General features: G+C 61.6%; 17 protein-coding genes and 1 riboswitch. Of the genes, 3 read left to right on the top strand and 14 right to left on the bottom strand.

Annotated features, from left to right (window positions below; all coding sequences use genetic code 11):
• Positions 1 to 67: 67 nt before the first annotated feature.
• Positions 68 to 1282: a phosphoserine phosphatase SerB gene (gene serB, locus V9L13_RS23310; protein ID WP_003221079.1), complete on the bottom strand. Its 1215-nt coding sequence runs from the start codon at positions 1280 to 1282 to the stop codon at positions 68 to 70.
• A gap of 134 nt (positions 1283 to 1416) precedes the next feature.
• On the opposite strand from serB, the gene V9L13_RS23305 reads away from it, so the two are divergent.
• Entirely contained in the window at positions 1417 to 2934 is a 1518-nt protein-coding gene (locus tag V9L13_RS23305; RefSeq protein WP_003221078.1) for an AhpA/YtjB family protein, read from the top strand.
• Positions 2935 to 3185: 251 nt separating this feature from the next.
• On the opposite strand, the gene V9L13_RS23300 is transcribed toward V9L13_RS23305, so the two are convergent.
• The 9 genes from V9L13_RS23300 to V9L13_RS23260 form a co-directional block, all read right to left on the bottom strand.
• Positions 3186 to 3896 (bottom strand): ABC-type transport auxiliary lipoprotein family protein, encoded by a 711-nt coding sequence (locus tag V9L13_RS23300; protein WP_003221076.1) that lies wholly within the window; start codon positions 3894 to 3896, stop codon positions 3186 to 3188.
• A 186-nt stretch (positions 3897 to 4082) separates the two neighbouring features.
• A complete protein-coding gene (gene parC, locus V9L13_RS23295) occupies positions 4083 to 6347 on the bottom strand; it encodes a DNA topoisomerase IV subunit A (protein WP_338800645.1) in 2265 nt (754 codons plus the stop codon).
• A 7-nt stretch (positions 6348 to 6354) separates the two neighbouring features.
• Entirely contained in the window at positions 6355 to 6879 is a 525-nt protein-coding gene (locus V9L13_RS23290) for a TIGR02281 family clan AA aspartic protease (RefSeq protein WP_103485526.1), read from the bottom strand.
• Entirely contained in the window at positions 6876 to 7865 is a 990-nt protein-coding gene (locus V9L13_RS23285) for an esterase-like activity of phytase family protein (protein ID WP_338800644.1), read from the bottom strand. The genes V9L13_RS23290 and V9L13_RS23285 overlap by 4 nt, the downstream gene beginning before the upstream one ends.
• Positions 7865 to 9772: a DNA topoisomerase IV subunit B gene (gene parE / locus V9L13_RS23280; RefSeq protein WP_007967400.1), complete on the bottom strand. Its 1908-nt coding sequence runs from the start codon at positions 9770 to 9772 to the stop codon at positions 7865 to 7867. Before parE ends, V9L13_RS23285 begins: the two co-directional genes overlap by 1 nt.
• Positions 9773 to 9815: 43 nt before the next feature.
• Entirely contained in the window at positions 9816 to 10424 is a 609-nt protein-coding gene (locus V9L13_RS23275; RefSeq protein ID WP_003221066.1) for a YqiA/YcfP family alpha/beta fold hydrolase, read from the bottom strand.
• Between the two features lie 241 nt (positions 10425 to 10665).
• The gene (gene cpdA / locus V9L13_RS23270; protein WP_338800643.1) at positions 10666 to 11481 is read right to left on the bottom strand and encodes a 3',5'-cyclic-AMP phosphodiesterase; all 816 of its coding nucleotides are present in this window, start codon (positions 11479 to 11481) and stop codon (positions 10666 to 10668) included.
• Between the two features lie 99 nt (positions 11482 to 11580).
• A complete protein-coding gene (locus tag V9L13_RS23265) occupies positions 11581 to 12033 on the bottom strand; it encodes a DUF1249 domain-containing protein (protein WP_003221062.1) in 453 nt (150 codons plus the stop codon).
• Entirely contained in the window at positions 12024 to 12641 is a 618-nt protein-coding gene (locus V9L13_RS23260; RefSeq protein ID WP_103485530.1) for an NUDIX domain-containing protein, read from the bottom strand. Before V9L13_RS23260 ends, V9L13_RS23265 begins: the two co-directional genes overlap by 10 nt.
• Positions 12642 to 12869: 228 nt before the next feature.
• Here V9L13_RS23260 and V9L13_RS23255 point away from each other — a divergent pair, with 228 nt between their 5' ends.
• Positions 12870 to 13616, top strand: coding sequence for an RsiV family protein (locus V9L13_RS23255; RefSeq protein WP_103522583.1), 747 nt, complete (start codon positions 12870 to 12872; stop codon positions 13614 to 13616).
• Here the strand turns inward: V9L13_RS23255 and cytX are convergent.
• Positions 13585 to 14877 (bottom strand): putative hydroxymethylpyrimidine transporter CytX, encoded by a 1293-nt coding sequence (cytX, locus tag V9L13_RS23250; protein WP_103485531.1) that lies wholly within the window; start codon positions 14875 to 14877, stop codon positions 13585 to 13587. The two genes, V9L13_RS23255 and cytX, sit on opposite strands and share 32 nt — an antisense overlap.
• Positions 14878 to 15064: 187 nt before the next feature.
• Positions 15065 to 16954, bottom strand: a complete 1890-nt coding sequence (gene thiC / locus V9L13_RS23245) for a phosphomethylpyrimidine synthase ThiC (protein WP_003221055.1) — start codon at positions 16952 to 16954, stop codon at positions 15065 to 15067.
• Positions 16955 to 17099: 145 nt separating this feature from the next.
• A riboswitch (TPP riboswitch) is annotated at positions 17100 to 17205 on the bottom strand.
• A gap of 206 nt (positions 17206 to 17411) precedes the next feature.
• Here thiC and V9L13_RS23240 point away from each other — a divergent pair.
• Positions 17412 to 18845: a TolC family outer membrane protein gene (locus V9L13_RS23240; protein ID WP_003221054.1), complete on the top strand. Its 1434-nt coding sequence runs from the start codon at positions 17412 to 17414 to the stop codon at positions 18843 to 18845.
• Between the two features lie 167 nt (positions 18846 to 19012).
• On the opposite strand, the gene waaA is transcribed toward V9L13_RS23240, so the two are convergent.
• Positions 19013 to 20287 (bottom strand): lipid IV(A) 3-deoxy-D-manno-octulosonic acid transferase, encoded by a 1275-nt coding sequence (gene waaA / locus V9L13_RS23235; RefSeq protein WP_338800642.1) that lies wholly within the window; start codon positions 20285 to 20287, stop codon positions 19013 to 19015.
• A gap of 11 nt (positions 20288 to 20298) precedes the next feature.
• Positions 20299 to 21201 (bottom strand): LysR family transcriptional regulator, encoded by a 903-nt coding sequence (locus tag V9L13_RS23230; RefSeq protein WP_338800641.1) that lies wholly within the window; start codon positions 21199 to 21201, stop codon positions 20299 to 20301.
• Between the last annotated feature and the right edge of the window lie 53 nt (positions 21202 to 21254).

Raw genomic sequence — 21254 nt, 5'->3', positions numbered from 1 at the left:
CAGGAGACTGAGTTCCAATGTGGGAGCGGGCTTGCTCGCGAAGTGGCCAGCTCAGACAACAGAGATTTCAGAGTTGCCCGTCGCGATCGCGGAAGCCCAGCAGATACAGCACGCCATCCAGCCCAAGGGTGGAAATCGCCTGCTTGGCCGATTGCTTGACCAGCGGCTTGGCGCGGAACGCTACACCCAGGCCGGCAATCGCCAGCATTGGCAGGTCATTCGCGCCATCGCCGACAGCGATGGTCTGCTCCAGACACAAGCCTTCCTTGTGCGCCAGTTCCTTCAGCAGATCTGCTTTACGCTGCGCATCGACAATCGGCTCGATGGCCACGCCGGTGCACTTGCCGTCGACCACTTCCAGTTCGTTGGCGAACACGTAATCGATGCCGAGTTTGGCCTGCAACTGCTTGGCGAAGTAAGTGAAGCCGCCGGACAGGATCGCGGTCTTGTAGCCCAGGCGCTTGAGTTCGGCGAACAGGGTTTCCGCGCCTTCGGTCAGGCGCAGCGAAGCACCGATCGAGTCCAGCACGCTGACATCCAGGCCCTTGAGCAGCGCCAGGCGCTCCTTGAAGCTGGCGCGGAAATCCAGTTCGCCGGCCATCGCGCGCTCGGTGATGGCCGAGACTTGCTCACCCACGCCGGCAGCCTTGGCCAGTTCGTCGATGACTTCGGCTTCGATCAGGGTCGAGTCCATGTCGAACACCGCCAGACGCCGGTTGCGACGGAACAGCGAATCTTCCTGGAAGGCGATGTCGACATTCAGTTCCTGAGCAACGCTGAGAAATTCGGCACGCAGGGCCTGCGGATCAGCCGCTTCGCCACGCACGGAGAACTCGATGCAGCCCTTGCCCTTGTCGGCTGGCGTGTCAAGTGGCATGCGACCCGACAAACGGTCGATATGATCGATATTCAGACCATATTTGGCAGTGATCGAACTGACAGCCTGCAACTGACCGGCGGTCACTTTGCGGGTCAACAGGGTGACGATGTGGCGTTTTTTGCCCTGATTGCCCACCCACTGCTGGTAATCCTCTTCGGACACCGGGGTGAAGCGCACCTGCTGCTCAAGCTCGTAGCCCTTGAACAGAATGTCCTTGAGCACGGCTTTGCCTTGCTCGGAGTCGGGAATTTCAACCAGGATGCCGAACGACAGGGTGTCGTGGATCACCGCCTGACCGATGTCGAGAATGTTCACACCACCCTGGGCCAGAACGCCGGTAATGGCCGCAGTCAGACCCGGACGGTCGACTCCCGTGATGTTAATCAGGACGATTTCGCGCAACGCGCACCCCCGCAACTGGAAAAAAACCGCATTCTACCCACTTTCAGTGACCATCGGGCACCGCGAGCGCTTTGCCGGTCTAGGGCCTGTCGCTATACTGCGCGTCAACTTCACGGACAAAAGAGCCGAGCTCAGTGAACCGGCCCACGCCAGTTAAAACCGATAACTTCTTCCTGCTGATCTTCCGTGCACTGCGCCACCGCCGTGTGCCGATTGCATTGCGCATTGCCAGCCATAACGTGATCCTGGTCGCTCTGGCCCTGGTGATCTATGCCGGGGTGATGGGCTTGCAGTTCAAGCAGGCCATGCACGAGCAGGCCGATGCGCTGGGCGAAAGCCTGACCACGCAGACCGCCACCTCTGCCACTGAACTGTTGGTGTCCAACGACATCCTCAGCCTCAACGTGCTGCTCAACAACCTGACCAAGAACAAGCTGGTGGCACACGCCGCTATCTATAGCGTGGACAACCGCATCCTCGCCGAATCCGGTCAGCGCCCCAAGCACAGCCTGCTGGGCGAAGCCGAGGGCATGTACGAGAGCAAGATCACCTTCCAGGACGTGACTGCCGGGCAACTGCGCATCAGCCTGGACATGGATCAGTTCCAGCAGCCGATGACCATCAGCCTGCAAAGCATGGGTATTCTCAGCGCGATTCTGCTGGCCCTGTCGCTGGCCCTGAGCCTGCGCATGGGTCGCTACCTGTCGACGCCGTTGCTGCAACTGCGCGTCTGGCTGCGCAACATCGACGAATACACCCCGGCCACCGACCGTCAGGACGAGATCGGCGACTTGGCGCGTCAACTGCACGCCAACTTCGCTCCGGAGCCTGCACCAAAACCCGAGCCCGAGCCGGAACCCGAGTTCGAAGAAGAGGATGAGCCAGAGTTCGAAGTGCGCAATCTGCGCGACCCGAGCTTTGACGAAACCCGCCCGATGGCCGCGCAAAAGCCTGCGCCGCGCCACGTGGTCAGCACTGTCGAAGACGATGATGACGACGAAGACCCGTTTGCCGATCTGCGCGACGAGTCGCTGACCGAGGCCGCTCCAGCGGCCCCGCGCCAGGCGACCCCGAGCGTGCCGCAACACAGCGCGGTGCTGGCGATCCAGTTGGGTTCGCAAGAACAACTGCGGCGCCTGCCACGTGCTCGTCTGGAAGAGTTGCTGGAGCGCTATCGCGACTGCCTCGACCAGGCCGCTTCGCTGTATCAGGGCGAGATCGAAACCCTGAACGATGGCAGCACACTGATGCTGTTCCACACCGAAGACAGCGGTGATGACTACCTGACCAACGCCATCTGCTGCGGCGAGTTGCTGCGGGCGCTGGGCCATCAATTGCAGATCGAAGTCGCCGACAGCGGCATCACCCTGCAATTGCAGTTGGGCCTGACCCTGGGCGATGACCTGTTCGGTCTGAGCCAGATCGACCTGCTGTTGACCGATTCGGCCCAGGATGCCCTGGCCCTGTCGCAACACAGCCGCAACCTGCTGCTGGTCGAGCGCAAGATCGGTGATGATGCGCTGATTCGCCAGCGTGCGCGGATCCGCCCGATCGCCAGCCCTGAGGGGGCCTGCTGTGTCGAGCGGCTGATGGAGCCTTATCCGTCGATGCTGGAGCGGCAACTGGCGCGGATGCATGAGCGTCGGGCGTAAGCCTTAGGCCAGATGCACAGAAGCCCGCAGACAAGTGATTGTCTGCGGGCTTTTTTGTTGCCTGTACCGGCCCTTTCGCGAGCAAGCTCGCTCCCACAGTGGACGGTTGCTGCCACAGACCTTGTGAACACCTTCAAGACCTGTGGGAGCGAGCTTGCTCGCGAAGAGGCCCGCACTGACGGCAAAGATTTCCAGCCCCCAGACACAACAAAGCCCGCACAAGGCGGGCTTTGTTGTGACTCGAACCAGACTCAGAAGCGGAACACTTCCATATCGGTGCGAATCGGCGAAGCCATCGGAATCTTCGGTTGCTTATCGGCATCCGCCGCCGGCGCTGCCGGTTTTGGCGCCGCTTTACGCGGAGCTTCGGCCACTGGTGGCTGGTTGGCCAATGGCTTGAGCGCCACCGACAACTGCTCGGCCAGACGCTGCAGCAGAATGCCCTGCGCCTGAACCTGCGAAGCCGTAGTCCCGGCGTGCAGCTCTTGCAGATGAACGATGCGGTTATCGCGCACCTGACCACGACGGTCGATCAGACGCCATTGCGCATCGAGGATCGCCGGTTGTTTCTCACCGGAGTCCAGACGCGTGATGGTCAGCAATACCTGCACATCCGGGGTAAAGCCCAACGTGGCCGGTGCCAGCACCACACGCTGGCTGTCGAGATGACCGGCCACCTGACGCATCAGCAATTGATCGATATCCGACGAAAGGCTGCCCGCCCAGCGACCGTCGGTCGAGGCTTGCAGGCTGCCGTCCGGTTGACGTTGCAGCAGGGTTTCACGTTGCAGGTAGTCGGCCACGACTACCGGACCCAACAAAACCGCCATGCCTGCGCTTTGCGCAGGCTGAACCGGACTTCCACTGTCCAGTTGATACAGCGACACCGGCTGGTGAACGCTGCAGCCCGCCAGGCCCAAAACGCCAGCGAGCAGGAAAATAAGGGGGCGCAGAGCAGTCATCATCCCGTCCAGGTGGCCGCCACAAGGCTGACCACAGTGAAAATACTCAATAAATATGAAGAACGCTCGGCCACGCCGGCGTTTGGAAAGGCCATATCATCCGTGAATATGCGTTCCGACTCCAGCGCCAAAGCGTCGATCTACGCGTTAAATCGCAGATCGAGCTCTCTAGGAGGGCGTTCTCGCCTAATTGAGGTTTTCGACGAGCAGCGCATCTACTCGCTGGAAGCCACGTGGCAGCTTATTGCCACGACGTCCGCGTTCACCCTTGTAGTGTTCGAGGTCGTCGGCCTTCAGCGACAGAGTCCGCTTGCCGGCCTGCAGCACCAAGGTGGCGCCTTCCGGAAGCACGGCGATGTCCGTGACATATTCTTCGCGACTGGCCACGCGCTCACCGGAAATCCCGATGATCTTGTTACCTTTGCCCTTGCCCAGCTGTGGCAGATCGCTGATTTTGAAAATCAGCAGGCGCCCTTCGGTCGTGACCGAGGCCAGCCAGTTCTGTTCACGATCAGCGACCGGACGCGGCGCGATAACTTTGGCGTTGTTCGGCAGGCTCAACAAAGCTTTACCAGCCTTGTTCTTGGCTTGCAGGTCTTCGCCTTTGACCACGAAACCGTAACCGGCGTCGGAGGCGATCACATACAGCGCATCGTCTTCCGGCATCAGCACGCATTCGAAGGTCGCGCCCGGTGGCGGGGTCAGGCGGCCGGTCAACGGCTCGCCCTGGCCCCGGGCCGATGGCAAGGTGTGCGCGGCCACCGAATAACTGCGGCCGGTGGAGTCGATAAACACCGCAAACTGGTTGGAGCGCCCCGCCGCCGAGGTCTTGAAGCCATCGCCGGCCTTGTACGACAGGCCGGTGGCATCGATATCGTGCCCCTTGGCCGAGCGAATCCAGCCTTTTTCCGACAGGACAACGGTGACTTTCTCGTTCGGCAGCAGATCGTGCTCGGTCAGCGCCTTGGCTTCAGCGCGCTCGACGATTGGCGAACGACGATCATCGCCATAGGTTTCCGCGTCTTTCAGCAGCTCGGTGCGCACCAGCTTCTTCAGCTTGGCTTCGCTGCCCAGCAGGGCTTGCAGCTTGGCCTGTTCCTTGAGCAGTTCGTCCTGCTCGTCGCGCAGTTTCATCTCTTCCAGTCGCGCCAACTGCCGCAGACGGGTGTCGAGGATGTAGTCGGCCTGATTCTCGCTGAGGGCGAAACGCTCGATCAGCTTGGCTTTCGGGTGTTCCTCGGTGCGGATGATGTGGATCACTTCATCCAGGTTGAGGTAGGCGATCAACAAACCGTCCAACAGGTGCAGACGACGTTCGACCTTGTCGAGGCGGAATTGCAGGCGGCGACGCACAGTCAGCACGCGGAACTCCAGCCATTCGACCAGCAACGCACGCAGGTTTTTCAGCTGCGGTTTGCCGTCCAGACCGATGATGTTGACGTTGACCCGGTAGGTCGACTCCAGCTCGGTGCTGGCGAACAGGTGCTGCATCAGCGCTTCGTGATCGACACGGCTGTTGACCGGAATGATCACGATACGGCACGGGTTTTCGTGGTCGGATTCGTCACGCAGGTCGGCGATCTGCGGCGCTTTCGACGGTTTGGCCTGCATCAGCGCGGCGATCTGCTCCAGCACTTTGGCCCCGGAGACCTGGTGCGGCAGCGCGGTGACGATGATGTCGCCGTCCTCGACGTGGTACACGGCGCGCATGCGCACCGAGCCCTTGCCGGTTTCGTACATTTTCAGCAGGTCGGCGCGCGGGGTGATGATTTCCGCTTCGGTCGGATAGTCCGGGCCTTGAATGTGCTCGCAGAGCTGTTCGACCGTGGCCTTCGGCTCATCGAGCAGACGCACGCAAGCGGTGGCGACTTCACGCAGGTTGTGCGGCGGTACATCGGTGGCCATACCGACAGCGATGCCGGTGGTGCCGTTGAGCAGGATGTTCGGCAAACGTGCCGGCAACACCAGCGGTTCCTGCAGGGTGCCGTCGAAGTTCGGTCCCCAGTCAGCGGTGCCCTGGCCCAGTTCGCTGAGCAGCACTTCGGAATAACGCGACAGACGGGCTTCGGTGTAACGCATGGCCGCGAAGGACTTCGGATCGTCCGGCGCACCCCAGTTGCCCTGGCCGTCGACCAGCGTGTAGCGATAGCTGAACGGCTGGGCCATCAGCACCATCGCTTCGTAGCACGCCGAATCGCCGTGCGGGTGGAACTTGCCGAGCACGTCACCGACGGTACGCGCCGATTTCTTGTGCTTGGAATCGGCGTCCAGCCCCAGTTCGCTCATGGCGTAGACGATACGCCGCTGTACCGGTTTCAGGCCGTCGCCGATATGCGGCAGAGCACGGTCCATGATCACGTACATGGAGTAGTTGAGGTAGGCATTTTCGGTGAAGTCAGCCAGCGAGCGGCGTTCTACACCGTCCAGGCTGAGATCAAGGGAGTCGCTCATGCGGGCCTCATCGGTTCGTTGTCTGGCGCAGCAGCATGGTGCCACCGCGCTGGGTAAATTCAAGTTTGTTCAGGGCGCTCATGCCGAGCAGCACCTGATCGCCATGCAGCCCCGGCGCGACCAGTGCGCGGACATCCCGCAGCACGATGTCGCCCAGTTGCAGGCGGTCAATCTTTGTCCGGTAGCCCTGGCTCAGGCCGTTGGCCGTGCTCAGGGTCACACCGAAACCTTCTTCCAGTTTCAAACGCTTGGCCAGATCCGCCGGGATCGCCACATCGGTCGCGCCGGTGTCGAGCATGAACTCCACCGGTTCCCCGTTGATCTGGCCGCTGGCGACAAAATGCCCTTGGGCGTTGCCGGCCAGCTGCACTTCGATCACCCCGTCATGCTGCTCGGACGTGACCACGACGTTCGGATTCTGCTGCCGTTCTTCCCACTGGCCGAAAAACCGCGTGGCCAGAAACAGCCCCGCGCACCAGGCCAGAATCATCAACACCCGACCGGCGCGCTTGCCCGGCGGTTGCTGACTCACGGCTTGGCGCTCCAGCCACCTTCAGGCGCGGCGAAACGCCAGACGATCGGGCGTTTTTCGCCGTCGGCACGGGCACCGTCGTTGTTGTCGAGGCCGATCCAGGCGCCGTCGGCGTCCACCACCAGCGCCTCTGCCAGACCGAAGGCCTGTGAATAGCGTCGCTGCGGCTGCAAGGCCTCCTCGGCGAAAGACCAGCAACGTTCGACTTTGGCCGTCACCGCATCGCGGCGGCAGATCTGGTACGCGTTACGTTCCAGCGTGAACAGCTTGCCGTTGAACAGCGACAGGTCGGCGAAGTCACGGGTGACCGCGCGGGCCTTGGGAAACTGCGGCGGCTGCATCTCGACTCCGTCTTCGCTGAACAGCACGCAGCCGCCATCGCAATCCCAGACCGTTTGCTGGCGCTTGATCTTCAGCAGGCCACGGCGCTCGCGCTCGGCGGCCAGCCATATTTCATCGCCGGCCGGATTGACCGTCAGGCCTTCGAACAAGGCGTTGAAGTGCAGCAACATGCCACTGGCTCGCGCTTCACGGACCAGCATTGGCGAGATTTTCAGCCATGACGCCGTGCCTTGGGGCGATACCTGCAATACGGCTGCATGGGCTTCACTGACGATGTAGCGATTACCCGCGTTGTCGCAGGTGATGCCTTCGAAATCCAGATCACCGCCACGCACGAACTGCGCTGCCCACGTCCGCACTCGCAAGCCCCAAGGCAATCCGCTGTCTGGCAATGAGGGCACGTCGAGATGCACCGTTTCGGCCTGCCAGACCTGATCACGGATATCGAGACGGTAGATCTGATCATCGTCACGGTCAGAGACCGTCCACAGATCCTTGCCGCACACCGCCAGCCCCGACAGATTGCCGCCGCGCATGCCGTCAACCGGATGTTCGGACAGTAACTTCAACTCGGGTGCGGGCTCCGCCGACACCGTCATCGCACTCAGTAGCAACGCACTCGCCAATACCCAGCCAAACCGCATCAGGCCAGCACCTCGGCGAGGTTGCCCTTGGATTCGAGCCAGGTCTTGCGGTCACCGGCGCGTTTCTTCGCCAGCAGCATGTCCATCATTTCCGAGGTTTCGGCGAAATCGTCGCCCAGCGTCAACTGCACCAGACGCCGGGTGTTCGGGTCCATGGTGGTTTCACGCAGTTGCGGCGGGTTCATTTCACCCAGACCTTTGAATCGGGTGACCTGCGGTTTGCCGCGTTTCTTCTCGGCCACCAGACGGTCGAGAATCCCGTCGCGCTCGGCTTCGTCGAGGGCGTAGTAGATCTCTTTGCCGAGGTCGATGCGGTACAGCGGCGGCATCGCCACGTAGACGTGACCGGCATCCACCAGCGGGCGGAAGTGCTGGACGAACAACGCGCACAGCAGCGTGGCAATGTGCAGACCGTCGGAGTCGGCGTCGGCGAGGATGCAGATCTTGCCGTAGCGCAGCTGGCTCATGTCCGCCGCGCCCGGATCGACCCCGATCGCTACGGCGATGTTGTGCACTTCCTGGCTGGCGAGCACTTCGCTGCCATCGACTTCCCAGGTGTTGAGGATCTTGCCGCGCAGCGGCAGGATCGCCTGGAACTCCTTGTCCCGCGCCTGCTTGGCGGAACCACCGGCGGAGTCACCCTCGACCAGGAACAGCTCGGAACGCATCGGATCCTGACCCGCGCAGTCAGCCAGTTTGCCCGGCAGCGCAGGGCCTTGGGTCACGCGCTTACGCTCGACCTTTTTACTCGCCTTGAGGCGGCGACCGGCGTTGTTGATCGCCAGTTCGGCCAGCGCCAGACCGGTTTCCGGGTTGGCGTTGAGCCACAGACTGAACGCGTCCTTGACCACACCGGAGACAAACGCCGCCGCTTCACGGGACGACAGGCGCTCTTTGGTCTGGCCGGAGAATTGCGGTTCCTGCATCTTCATCGACAGCACGAAAGCGATGCGCTCCCAGACGTCTTCCGGCGCCAGCTTCACGCCGCGCGGCAGCAGGCTGCGGAATTCGCAGAACTCGCGCATCGCATCGAGCAGGCCCTGACGCAGACCGTTGACGTGGGTACCGCCCTGCGCCGTCGGGATCAGGTTGACGTAGCTTTCCTGCACCGCGTCGCCACCTTCCGGCAGCCACAGCAGCGCCCAATCGACCGCTTCCTTGTTACCGGCGAGGCTGCCGCAGAACGGCTCGTCCGGCAGGCGTTCGAATTCGCTGACCGCGTCCACCAGGTAGGAGCGCAGACCGTCTTCGTAATGCCACTCGACTTTCTCGCCGGTGCCTTTGTCTTCGAAGCTGACCAGCAGCCCCGGGCACAGCACAGCCTTGGCCTTGAGCACGTGCTTGAGGCGGCTGATGGAGAATTTCGGTGAATCGAAGTATTTCGGATCCGGCGCGAAGTACACGCTGGTGCCGGTGTTGCGCTTGCCAACGGTGCCGACGATTTCCAGCTCGGTGGCCTTGAAGCCATCCTTGAAGGTCATCTGGTATTCGTTGCCGTCACGCTTCACGCGTACGCGGACTTCGGTCGACAAGGCGTTGACCACGGAAATACCCACCCCATGCAGACCGCCGGAGAACTGGTAGTTCTTGTTGGAAAACTTGCCGCCCGCATGCAGCTTGGTGAGGATCAGCTCGACCCCCGACACACCCTCTTCCGGGTGGATGTCGACCGGCATGCCGCGACCGTCGTCGCTGACTTCCAGCGAGTGATCGGCGTGCAGAATGACCTGCACCGATTTGGCGTGGCCGGCCAGGGCTTCGTCGACACTGTTGTCGATGACTTCCTGGGCGAGGTGGTTCGGCCGACTGGTGTCGGTGTACATGCCGGGGCGTTTACGCACCGGGTCGAGGCCCGAGAGGACTTCGATGGCGTCGGCGTTATAAGAGCTAGCGCTGGGAGTGGCCATAGGGTCTCGTCGTCAGTGATTCAAATGAAAAAGGGGCAAGACTTCACAGTGCGGTGAAATCGATTGCCTGATACAAATCGGCGCCAATGCCGGCAAAACTCAGCAACGCCGGCAATTGCCCGGCAAACCCCTGGAAACCATGGTCGCCGCCGGCCTGAATGCGCAGAGCACAGGCCCGGTAATACTGCTGGGCGAGGCGATAATCCAGTGTTTCATCGCCGGTCTGCAACCATACCTGATAACGCTGTGCATCCACGGGCGCCGGCACTTCCAGCTCGGCCAGGGCCGTCACATGGTCGCGGGTCAATTCCCAGGTCTCATCGGTATACAGGTTTTTCTGCGTGCCCAGGTATCCGTCGAACATCCGGTGCGGGCTGACCGCCGGGTTGACCAGCAGGGCTTTCAAGCCGTGGCGCTCAGCCAGGTGAGTCGCATAGTAGCCGCCGAGCGAGCTTCCCACCAGCAACGGCCGGCCCAGCTCGGCAATCGCCTGCTGCAACTGACCGATGGCTTCACGCGGGTGGTGATGCAGCGCCGGGACACGCAATTGGTCGCTCAAACCCAGCCGCTCCATTACCTCGACCAGCTGACAGGCCTTTTTCGAAGCCGGGGCGCTGTTGAAACCGTGGATATAGAGGATCGAACCGGACATTTGAGCTCCCTGGGTGTCGGCGAAAGATAGCGGAGTTTACAGGGAGAAAGCCCCTCACCCTAGCCCTCTCCCGGAGGGAGAGGGGACTGAATGGGGGATATTCAAGAGCTACACCGACTTGAGCGAGTTTCAGCGAATCCATAATCGACACATTCTTTCAGGTCGATGGATAACGCCAGACACCTCGGTCAGCTCCCTCTCCCTCCGGGAGAGGGCTGGGGTGAGGGGCTCTTGATCGAAATCAGTAGCCTTCGGAGCCGTAATCGACGGTGAATTCGAAGTCGGTAACGCGCTCGACGCCGGTTTCCAGCCGTCCATCCGGCAACAGCCGCAACCAGCGATATCCCGGCGCCTGCTCGCCCACCTTGAAGTCTTCACTCCCCGGTTCGAACTGAATGCAGGTCGAAGGCGAAGCCATCAGCCGAACGCCGTTGCGCTCGCGGTCGAATTCCTGATGCACATGCCCCCACAGCACTGCGCGGGCCTGCGGAAAACGATCCAGCACCGCGAAAAACGCTTCCGGGTTACGCAAGCCGATCGGCTCCGCCCACGCGCAACCGATCGGCACCGGATGATGGTGGAAACACACCAGATGATGGCGCTGCGGGGCTTCGCTCAGCGAGCGTGCGAGCAGCTGCAACTGATCGTCCTGCAGATAACCCGGCACAGAACCCGGCACCGCCGAATCGAGCAAGGTCACCCGCCAGTTACCGATGTCCACCACCGATTCCAGCAATGCGCTTTGCTCCGCGGCCTCGGCCATGATTCGCGGCTCATCGTGATTGCCGGGAATCCAGCGCGCCGGCGCACTGATCTGCCGCGTCAGGTCACGAAACTGTCGATACGACTCCAGAGTGCCGTCCTGGGAAATATCCCCCGTGGCCAGCAGCAGATCAATCCGTGGCTGCTGACCCAGCGCCAGCTCGATGACTTTTTGCAGGCTTTCGCGGGTATTCATGCCCAGCAGCGTGCCGTCCGCCTCGGCGAACAGATGACTGTCGGATAACTGCACCAGCAACGCCGGATCGGCGGTGGTCAATGTGGATACGCTCGGCAAGGCGTTCTCCCAGGGCAAAAGCACGGAATCGGTTGAGTGGCGCAATTATGCTGGGGGATGACACAAAGAGGAAACCGACGAACCGGACGCAGTTCACAACTAGCGTACGACTTCGTACTCGTGCCCCAGGGCCAGACAATGGCTCAGCCATTCCCCCAGGAACAGATTGAGCTGGGCCTTTTCATCCGGCTGATGCATCGCGGCGTTCGGGTAAGGATAGATGCCGCGAAAGCGTCGTGCATGTTCAGCGCTGATGACCTCGGCCATGCGCGCGTCGTGGTAGACCTGCACTTCCAGCTGCGGCACCGGCAGCCACGGCAGACTGTGTTCCTGACGCACCTGCAAGGTGGTGGTGTAAGGACAGGTCTGCAGCACTTCGAGGGCCAGCACGCCGAGCATCTGCTCGCCCTGGGTCACGGCGATGCGCCGCGCCTCGGGTTCGTTGCGCATGTCCGGCACCAGTCGCATCAGGCGCGCGTAGTTGGCCTCGCAGGCGGCTTGCAGCCCCGCGAGGTCGACTCGATAACGATCGCGCAGCTTGTTTACGACCATAACCCCCTCACTTCGGCGCGGTTCAGCGCCAGCCATTGCAAGGCGATGATGCTCGCCGCGTTGGCAATGCGTCCGTCACGGACGGCCTGCAAGGCATCTTCGAACGCCCAGACCGTGACGCGGATATCTTCTGCTTCTTCCTCCAGCCCATGCAGGCCGCCCACGCCGTCGGTGCTGCAGTGCCCCAGGTACAAATGCACGAATTCATTGCTGCCGCCCGGCGACGGAAAATACTTGGTCATCGGCCACAAGGACTTGATGTCCAGTCCAGCTTCCTCCTGCGCCTCGCGGTGAGCAACTTCTTCCGGCACTTCAGCCTTGTCGATCAGACCGGCGACCAGTTCGACCAGCCACGGGTTGTCGGTCTTGCCCATGGCGCCGACGCGAAACTGCTCGAGCAGCACCACTTCATCGCGCTGCGGATCGTAGGGCAGCAGGCACACGGCATCGTGACGCACGAAGACTTCGCGGTTGATCTCGCGGCTCATGCCGCCGGCGAACAGCTCATGGCGCAGGTGCAAACGGTCGAGCTTGTAGAAGCCCTCGTAGCAGCGCTCGCGCTTTACAACATCGACGGTGGCCGGAGTGGCGTTGGCAAAATCAGTCATGAGCATCCTCTCTACTGCAAATCCGATTCGAGGTTGCTTTGGGTGACCGGCAACCTCGACTTCGCGCCATCCTAACGCGCCCGCGATGATTGATGCAGCCCCTTTACCGTCAGCGGGATGGACGGTGGAGGCGAAACCCACTCTAATTAGCTTAGTGGCGAACTGACTGCCTCGACGAGAGTCGAAGCGGATAACTTTTTGCCTTCCTCTGTTTCACAAAGGACGCCCATGTCGCTCTTCAAAATTGCCTCCGTGGCCGCCATCGCCCTGACTCTTGGCGCATGCTCGAGCCTGTTCCAGCCCAGCTACCGCACGCCGCTGGAAACCACCCGCGATGCGTCGGAAACCCTGAAACCCGGCTGTTCCGGCCCGGACTGCCCACTGGTAAACATCGATACCCTGCGCTTCCCGGCTGAGCCGGCACTGGATGGCATCATTGAAAAGCGTCTGCTGCAAATGACCCGCAGCGAGCCAAATGCGCCGGTGGCACCAACGCTGGCCGCCTATCGTGATCAGTTCCTGCGCACCGCCGACCCACACTACGGCAGCTATTTGCAGGCCAAGGTACGTGAGCAGCATGACGGCTTGGTGATCATCGAGTTGTCGAGCTACCTCGACACCGGTGGCGCTCATGACACACCGGGGCGCGGCTTCATCAACTATTCGCGTCAGCAGCACAAAGTGCTGAGCCTGTCGGACATGTTGCTGCCGGGTCAGGAAGAAATGTTCTGGAAAGCCGCACAGGTAGTGCACAACAGCTGGCTGATCAACACCAGGCTCGATCAGGAACCGGAATTCGTAAAGAATTGGCCATTCGTGAAAACCCCGAACGTGGCCCTGACAACCGGCGGCGTGGTGCTCAAGTACAACGTGAGCACCATCGCGCCTTATGCGCTGGGCCTGATCGAAATGACGATCCCTTACTCGCGCCTGAACGGCATTCTCAAACCCGAGCTGTTTCCGGGCCGTAGCTGAAGGCTCGGCCGAGCACCAACTGTAGCAGCCCTGCCAGCACCAGCGCCGGCAGGGTCGCGCCGACATCCGGATACAGATTCGCCAGCAAGTGGTAGGTGCTGATACCGCCCAGCCACGCCAACAGCGCCGGCCAGCGCAACGCGGCCGCAGCGACCTGGCCCCGGCGCTTGCGCAGGATGAAGTGATCGACCAGCACCACGCCGAACAGCGGCGCGAACACCGAACCGATCAGCAGCAGGAAGTTCTGGTACTGCGCCAGTGGCGCCAGCAGCGCGATCAGGGTGCAGAGCACGCCGATGGCCAAGGCCAGATGCTCGACTTTCAAACGCAACAGAATCCCGCTCGACACCGCCGCCGAGTGAATGTCGGCGAAGGCGTTTTCCGACTCGTCCAACAGAATCAGCAACAGCGGAATCCCCAGGCCAGCACCGGCCAAAGCCAACAGCAACGCGTTGACTTCACCGCTCGGCGCGAACGCCAGGGTGTAGGCCACGCCGAGGCTCATCAACCAGAAATTGCCGATGAAGAATCCGATGGCGGTGCCGCCAAATACGTTCTTCGCGCGCTTGCCGAAACGCGAGTAGTCGGCGATCAGCGGCAGCCACGACAGCGGCATCGCGATGGCAATGTCGAAGCCCACGGCGAAGGGCATCGAACCGTCCCCGGTACGCGCCCAAAGCGCAGCCAGATCGGCCTTGGCAAACAGGTTCCAGGTCAGCCAGATGCAGGCCGCGAGGATCAGCCAGATGCCCCATTTGCGCAGGATCTTGCGCACGAACGTCAGCGGCCCGCTGACGGCGAGCAGGGTCGCCAGCGCACCAAAGCACAAGGTCCAGAGCATCGGGCTGGCCCACAGCGAACCTTCGCTGAACGCACGGGTGCCAAGCAGGCTGGCGGCGTCACGCATGACGATGATTTCGAACGAGCCCCAACCGATCAGTTGCAGCAGGTTGAGCAGCGCCGGCAGGCCCGCGCCTTTGCTGCCGAGGCTGAGTTTCAGCGCGGCCATCGACGACAGGCCGGTGTCGCTGCCGATCACCCCGACTGCTGCCAGCAATAGCACGCCGACCAGGGTGCCGAGAAAAATCGCCAGCAACGAACCCGACAGGCCCAGACCGGGCGCCAGCAAGGCACCGGTCTGCAACACCATCAGGCCGATGCCGAGGGAAAACCACAGGGAAAACAGATCGCGACCGCCGAATACCCGCTTGTCGGCGGGGACGGCGAGGTCGGGGGAATAAGTGCTGGGTTGAATGCTCAAGGGTGTTATCTCGGAGGAGTATTTTTGTCATTGAGATCCTTGGCGCCTGTTCTGACGCCTTCGCGAGCAAGCCCGCTCCCACACTGGATCGCCTGTGAACACAAGTTTCGTGAACAGCTGGATTCAAATGTGGGAGCGGGCTTGCTCGCGAAGAGGCCAGCACAGACACCGCAGACTTCAGGTCAGATCAAACTTTCTTGTACAGCTGACTGCCTTCCTTCTTGAACCGCTCGGCCTGCTCCGCAAGACCCTGGGCGACGTCCACGTCGACCGCGTCGATCCGCTGGTTGGCCGCGTATTCACGGACTTCCTGAGTGATCTTCATCGAGCAGAATTTCGGCCCGCACATCGAGCAGAAGTGCGCGACCTTGGCCGAGTCCTTCGGCAGGGTTTCATCGTGATACGAACGGGCAGTGTCCGGGTCCAGACCGAGGTTGAACTGGTCTTCCCAACGGAATTCGAAACGCGCCTTGCTCAAGGCGTTGTCACGAATCTGCGCGCCCGGGTGGCCCTTGGCAAGGTCGGCGGCATGGGCGGCGATCTTGTAGGTGATGATCCCGGTTTTCACGTCATCCTTGTTCGGCAGGCCGAGGTGTTCCTTCGGCGTCACGTAGCAAAGCATCGCGCAACCGAACCAGCCGATCATCGCCGCACCGATACCCGAGGTGATGTGGTCGTAACCCGGAGCAATGTCGGTGGTCAGCGGGCCGAGGGTGTAGAACGGCGCCTCGTCGCAGCACTCCAGCTGCTTGTCCATGTTCTCTTTGATCAACTGCATCGGCACATGGCCCGGGCCTTCGATCATGCACTGCACGTCGTGTTTCCAGGCGATCTTGGTCAGCTCGCCGAGGGTTTCCAGTTCGCCGAATTGCGCTTCGTCGTTGGCGTCGGCAATCGAGCCCGGACGCAGGCCATCGCCCAGCGAGAAGCTGACGTCGTAGGCCTTCATGATTTCGCAGATTTCGTCGAAGTGGGTGTAGAGGAAGTTCTCTTTGTGGTGCGCCAGGCACCACTTGGCCATGATCGAACCACCACGGGAAACGATGCCGGTCACGCGCTTGGCGGTCAGCGGCACGTAGCGCAACAGCACGCCGGCGTGGATGGTGAAGTAGTCGACGCCCTGCTCGGCCTGTTCGATCAGCGTGTCGCGGAACAGCTCCCAGGTCAGGTCTTCAGCGACGCCGTTGACCTTCTCCAGCGCCTGATAGATCGGCACGGTACCGATCGGCACCGGCGAGTTGCGGATGATCCACTCGCGGGTTTCGTGAATGTGTTTGCCGGTGGACAAGTCCATCACGGTGTCCGAACCCCAGCGAATGCCCCAGGTCAGTTTCGCCACTTCTTCTTCGATGGACGAACCCAGGGCGCTGTTGCCGATGTTGCCGTTGATCTTCACCAGGAAGTTACGGCCGATGATCATCGGTTCCAGCTCGACGTGGTTGATGTTGGCCGGAATGATCGCGCGACCACGGGCGATTTCTTCACGGACGAATTCAGCGGTGATTTCTTTCGGGATGCTCGCACCGAAGCTGTGGCCGGCGTGTTGCTGGGTCAACAGGCCGGCGGCGCGGGCCTCTTGCAGCTTCATGTTTTCGCGGATGGCGACGTATTCCATCTCGGCGGTGATGATGCCTTTGCGCGCGTAGTGCATCTGGCTGACGTTGGCTCCGGCCTTGGCCCGGCGCGGGTTGTTGACGTGAGCGAAACGCAGTTTGGTCAGCTCCGGGTCAGCGAGGCGTTCCTGACCGAAGTTCGAGCTCAAGCCTGGCAGGCGCTCGGTGTCGCCACGGTCGTCGATCCACGCCGAACGCACGTCGCCCAGACCTTTGCGCACATCGATCACCACGTTCGGATCGGTGTACGGGCCCGAGGTGTCATACACGGTGACCGGCGCGTTGATTTCGCCGCCGAAGTCAGTCGGGGTCACATCCAGGGTGATTTCGCGCATAGGCACGCGGATGTCCGGGCGCGAGCCCTGAACGTAGACTTTCTGCGAACGAGTGAAGGGTTGAACGGACTGTTCATCGACCTTGGCCGAGTCACTCAGGTTGATCGCGTTTTTTGATTTTGTCGTCATCACGGGCTCTCCAGACAGCATCCAGCAGTGGATTGTCGGAGCAGAACCTGAAAGGCACGGACGCACCAGGACTGGTGCTGTGCATCGTCGTCGAGCGTTCGATTGTCGAACAATATCCCGGACGAAGCACAAGAGGACTCGCCGGGTGACGAGAAATCTTGTTCCCTACGCAGGCGCTAACCTGATCAGGTTCAACGGGATCCGAAATTATTCGATCTCAGCCTCATAGCAAGGCACCCCGACAAGAACCCGGCCAGTCTAGACACAACCGGCAAAGAACGCCAACACCGCAGCAAACACCTTGATGAATGGCGTAATTAGCGGGACTTGCAGGATTGTTGCCGCACGTTTGCACAACTACACTCGCTGTGCCTTGCGCGCCTTGACGCTGCGGGGGCCGCGCCGTAGCCTTGGCGCGCACATTATTTTCATAATATTTTTTGCTAGGGATCGCCTCATGCTGCGCAAACTTTCACTGGCTCTTGCCGTGTCTTGTGCGTCCAACGCAATGGCCTGGGCAGCAGAAGCGCCCTTGTCGACCAAGACCGATCTGGTCAGCGTCTATCAGGAAGCGGTCGACAACAACGCCGATCTGGCCGCCGCCCGCGCCCAGTACGGTGCACAGAAAGAAGTGGTGCCACAGGCCCGCGCCGGCTTGCTGCCCAACTTGTCTGGTGGCGCCGAAGTGGCGGACGTGCGCACCTCGATCGACCAGCCTTCGGCCATTGCCAATCGCAGCGCGCATTCCTATCAGGCGACCCTGGCCCAGCCATTGTTCCGCGCTGATCGCTGGTTCCAGTACCAGGCCGCCAAGGACGTCAACGAACAGGCCGCCCTGCAACTCTCGGCCACCGAGCAGAACCTGATCCTGCAATCGGCCGAAAGCTACTTCAACGTGCTGCGCAGTCAGGACAACCTGGCTTCGACCAAGGCTGAAGAGGCCGCGTTCAAGCGTCAGCTCGATCAGTCCAACGAGCGTTTCGATGTCGGCCTGTCGGACAAGACCGATGTCCTGCAATCGCAGGCCAGTTACGACACCGCGCGCGCCAACCGCATCGTTGCGCAGCGTCAGGTTGACGATGCGTTCGAAGCGCTGATCACCCTGACCAACCGTCAGTACAACTCGATTCAGGGCATCGTCCACACACTGCCGATCCTGCCGCCGACGCCAAACGACGCCAAGGCCTGGGTCGACACCGCAGGCAAACAGAACCTCAATCTGCTGGCGAGCAACTTTGCGGTCAGCTCCGCCGAACAGACCCTCAAACAGCGCAAGGCCGGTCACCTGCCGACCCTCGATGCCGTGGCCAAATACGAAAAGGGTGACAACGACGCCCTCGGCTTCGCCAACCCGAACGCCTTCGGTACTCCGTACGGTGGCAACGTCGAGCAAAGCACCCTGGCCCTGCAACTGAACATTCCGATCTACAGCGGCGGGCTGACCAGCTCGCAAGTGCGCCAGTCCTATGCGCAGCTGGATCAGAGTGAGCAACAGCGTGAATCCCTGCGCCGGCAAGTGGTGGAAAACACCCGCAACCTGCATCGCGCGGTGAACACCGATGTCGAGCAGGTGCAGGCGCGCCGCCAGTCGATCATCTCCAACCAGAGTGCGGTGGAAGCCACGGAAATCGGTTATCAGGTCGGTACGCGCAACATCGTCGACGTGCTCGATGCGCAGCGTCAGCTGTACACCTCGGTGCGCAACTACAACAACACCCGCTACGACTACATCCTCGACAACCTGCGTTTGAAGCAGGCAGCGGGAACGTTGAATCCGGGTGACTTGCAGGACCTGGCGCGCTATCTGAAGCCCGACTACAACCCGGACAAGGACTTCCTCCCGCCGGATCTGGCCAAGGCAGCCGAAGCACAGCTCAAGGCGCGCCCGTAAACAATCTGGAAATCCCCTGTGGCGAGGGGATTTATCCCCGATGGGGTGCGTAGCAGCCCCAAAACCATTCACCGCGGTGACTCAGTCAGATATGGCAAGCAGGGTTAACGACTGCTGCGCAGCCGATCGGGGATGAATCCCCTCGCCACAATAAATGTTCCAAGCGACTATTTGATCAACCTGCCCAGCCCATCCAGCAACCGCTGCAACGCTCCCTGATTACGGCGCATCACCGCCAGCCCGGCCTCGGCCATGCGTTGCGCATCGCGGGGCAACTCGAACAGGCGCTGCACTGCCACCGCCAGCCCTTCGGCATCATCCACTTCGGCCAACGCCCCGGCTTCGCGCAATTGCGCGGCGATGTCGAGGAAGTTGAACAGGTGCGGGCCACTGATCACCGGTTTGGCCAGTGCAGCCGGCTCCAGCAGATTGTGCCCACCGTTCGGCACCAGGCTGCCGCCAACGAAAGCGCTGTCAGCCAACGCGTAGAGAAACAGCAACTCGCCCATGGTGTCGCCGAGCAGCACTGAAGTGTTCGCCTCGACATTGGCACCACTCGAACGGCGCACCGTGGCAAAGCCTTCACGCTGGCACAGCTCGAACACCGAGTTGAAGCGTTCGGGATGGCGCGGCACCAGAATCAGCAGCGCATTCGGGTAGTTCGCCAGCAGCCGACGATGGGCGTCGAGCACGACCTCGTCTTCGCCTTCGTGGGTGCTGGCGGCGATCCATACCGGGCGCTCCAGCGCTTGCCATTGTCCGCGCAGCTCAGCGGCACGTTGCAGCAGTTGCGGGTCGATGGTCAGATCGAACTTGATCGAACCGGTGACTTCAACCGTCTGCGGGCGCGCGCCCAGATCACGGAAGCGCTGGGCTTCAGCCTCGGTCTGCACCGCAAAAAAACTCATCTCCGCAAGCATCGGCGCGGTCAGCTTGCTGAAACGGCCATAACCCCGGGCCGAGCGCTCGGACAGTCGACCATTGGCCAGCGCCACCGGGATCCCGCGTTTGGCGCACTGATGGATGTGGTTGGGCCACAGTTCGGTTTCCATGATCACCGCGAGTTTCGGTTTGGCGTGATCAAGAAAACGCGCCGCTGCGCACGGCAAGTCATAGGGCAGATAGCAATGCTGGATACGCGGCTCGTTGGCGAACAATGCCTGAATCCGTTCCGATCCGGTCGGGGTCATGCAGGTCACGGTGATCGGCAGCTGCGGATAACGTTGCAGCAAAGCGCGAATCATCGGCGCAGCAGCGATGCTTTCGCCCACCGACACTGCGTGCACCCAGATCCCGCCGGGTTGCAGTGGTGGCATCCCGTAGGAGAAGCGCTCGCCAATCCGTTTGGCATACGCCGGGGCCTTGCGCGAGCGCAGCCACAGCCGAATCGCCACCAATGGCAGCCCCAGGTAAAACAGCGCGGTGTAGAGAGTTCTATTCATGGCGGCGGAGTTTATCGACTTTTGTCGCCAATCGCCCGCAAGTGCACGGCAAAACGTTCGGCCAGCCAGCGCGCCGCAGGCCCCAGGGGTTCATCCCGGCGCCAGACCAGTTCCACCACCAAGGCCGGCGGGGTCCATTCGCTGTCCAGTTCAACCATCAAACCCTGATAGGCCGAGTACTGCACCACATGCCGGGGCAGCCACGCCCAACCGAGATCGCGCACCAGCCATTCGGCCATCACATAGAAACTGTCGGCGCGCCACACTTGCGGGCTGGCCGGTTCGTTGCCGGGGTAGACGCTGGTCTGCGTCGACATCAGCAATTGCCGATGCTGCGCCAGTTGCTGGCAGGTGACGTAGGACTGCGTCGCCAGCGGATGATTGATGCCGCAGACGGTGACCATTTCTACCCGGCCCAATACCCGTCGTTCCAGCGCTTCGGGGATTTCATCGTGATAGAACAGCAGGCCCAGATCGGCACGGCGCTCGACCAGTTTGCGGGCGACTTCACCCTGGGCGGCGCTGGTCAGTTGCACTTCGAGACTGGGAAATTGCTCGGCCAGCGCATCGAAGCTTTCTACCAGTGCCTGATAGGGCATCGCTTCATCCTGAGCCACGCGCAACTGCGCTTCCTGGCCGCACATCATCGCCATCGCCCGACCGTTCAGACGCTCGCATTGACGCAACACTTCGCGCGCCTCTTCGAGAAGTGCTTCCCCCGCTTCGGTGAGCCGGGGCTGGCGACCACTGCTACGCTCGAACAGGCTGACACCCAAATCGTCCTCCAACATGGCGATGGCGCTGCTGATCGCCGACTGCGCCTTGCGCTGCTGGCGCGCCACGGCGGAGAACGAGCGTTGCTCGGCGACGCTGACGAAGGCGCGCAGTTGATCGAGATTCCACTGAGTATTCATGCTGCAGCCCATCTTTAAAACAGATAGGTAATGACTTTACCCCATCTGGCGAG

The sequence above is a fragment of the Pseudomonas sp. RSB 5.4 genome, assembly GCF_037126175.1.
In the GTDB taxonomy this organism is placed as follows: domain Bacteria; phylum Pseudomonadota; class Gammaproteobacteria; order Pseudomonadales; family Pseudomonadaceae; genus Aquipseudomonas; species Aquipseudomonas fluorescens_H.
This window is presented reverse-complemented; position numbering and strand designations above follow the sequence as displayed.

Excerpts from the sequence above, each read along its gene's own strand:
- V9L13_RS23300 (WP_003221076.1), bottom strand. The coding sequence starts at position 3,896 with ATGACTGCTCTGCGCCCCCTTATTTTCCTGCTCGCTGGCGTTTTGGGC.
- parC (WP_338800645.1), bottom strand. The coding sequence starts at position 6,347 with ATGAGCGACTCCCTTGATCTCAGCCTGGACGGTGTAGAACGCCGCTCG.
- V9L13_RS23285 (WP_338800644.1), bottom strand. The coding sequence starts at position 7,865 with ATGCGGTTTGGCTGGGTATTGGCGAGTGCGTTGCTACTGAGTGCGATG.
- parE (WP_007967400.1), bottom strand. The coding sequence starts at position 9,772 with ATGGCCACTCCCAGCGCTAGCTCTTATAACGCCGACGCCATCGAAGTC.
- V9L13_RS23275 (WP_003221066.1), bottom strand. The coding sequence starts at position 10,424 with ATGTCCGGTTCGATCCTCTATATCCACGGTTTCAACAGCGCCCCGGCT.
- V9L13_RS23265 (WP_003221062.1), bottom strand. The coding sequence starts at position 12,033 with ATGGTCGTAAACAAGCTGCGCGATCGTTATCGAGTCGACCTCGCGGGG.
- V9L13_RS23260 (WP_103485530.1), bottom strand. The coding sequence starts at position 12,641 with ATGACTGATTTTGCCAACGCCACTCCGGCCACCGTCGATGTTGTAAAG.
- V9L13_RS23255 (WP_103522583.1), top strand. The coding sequence starts at position 12,870 with ATGTCGCTCTTCAAAATTGCCTCCGTGGCCGCCATCGCCCTGACTCTT.
- thiC (WP_003221055.1), bottom strand. The coding sequence starts at position 16,954 with ATGACGACAAAATCAAAAAACGCGATCAACCTGAGTGACTCGGCCAAG.
- V9L13_RS23240 (WP_003221054.1), top strand. The coding sequence starts at position 17,412 with ATGCTGCGCAAACTTTCACTGGCTCTTGCCGTGTCTTGTGCGTCCAAC.
- waaA (WP_338800642.1), bottom strand. The coding sequence starts at position 20,287 with ATGAATAGAACTCTCTACACCGCGCTGTTTTACCTGGGGCTGCCATTG.
- V9L13_RS23230 (WP_338800641.1), bottom strand. The coding sequence starts at position 21,201 with ATGAATACTCAGTGGAATCTCGATCAACTGCGCGCCTTCGTCAGCGTC.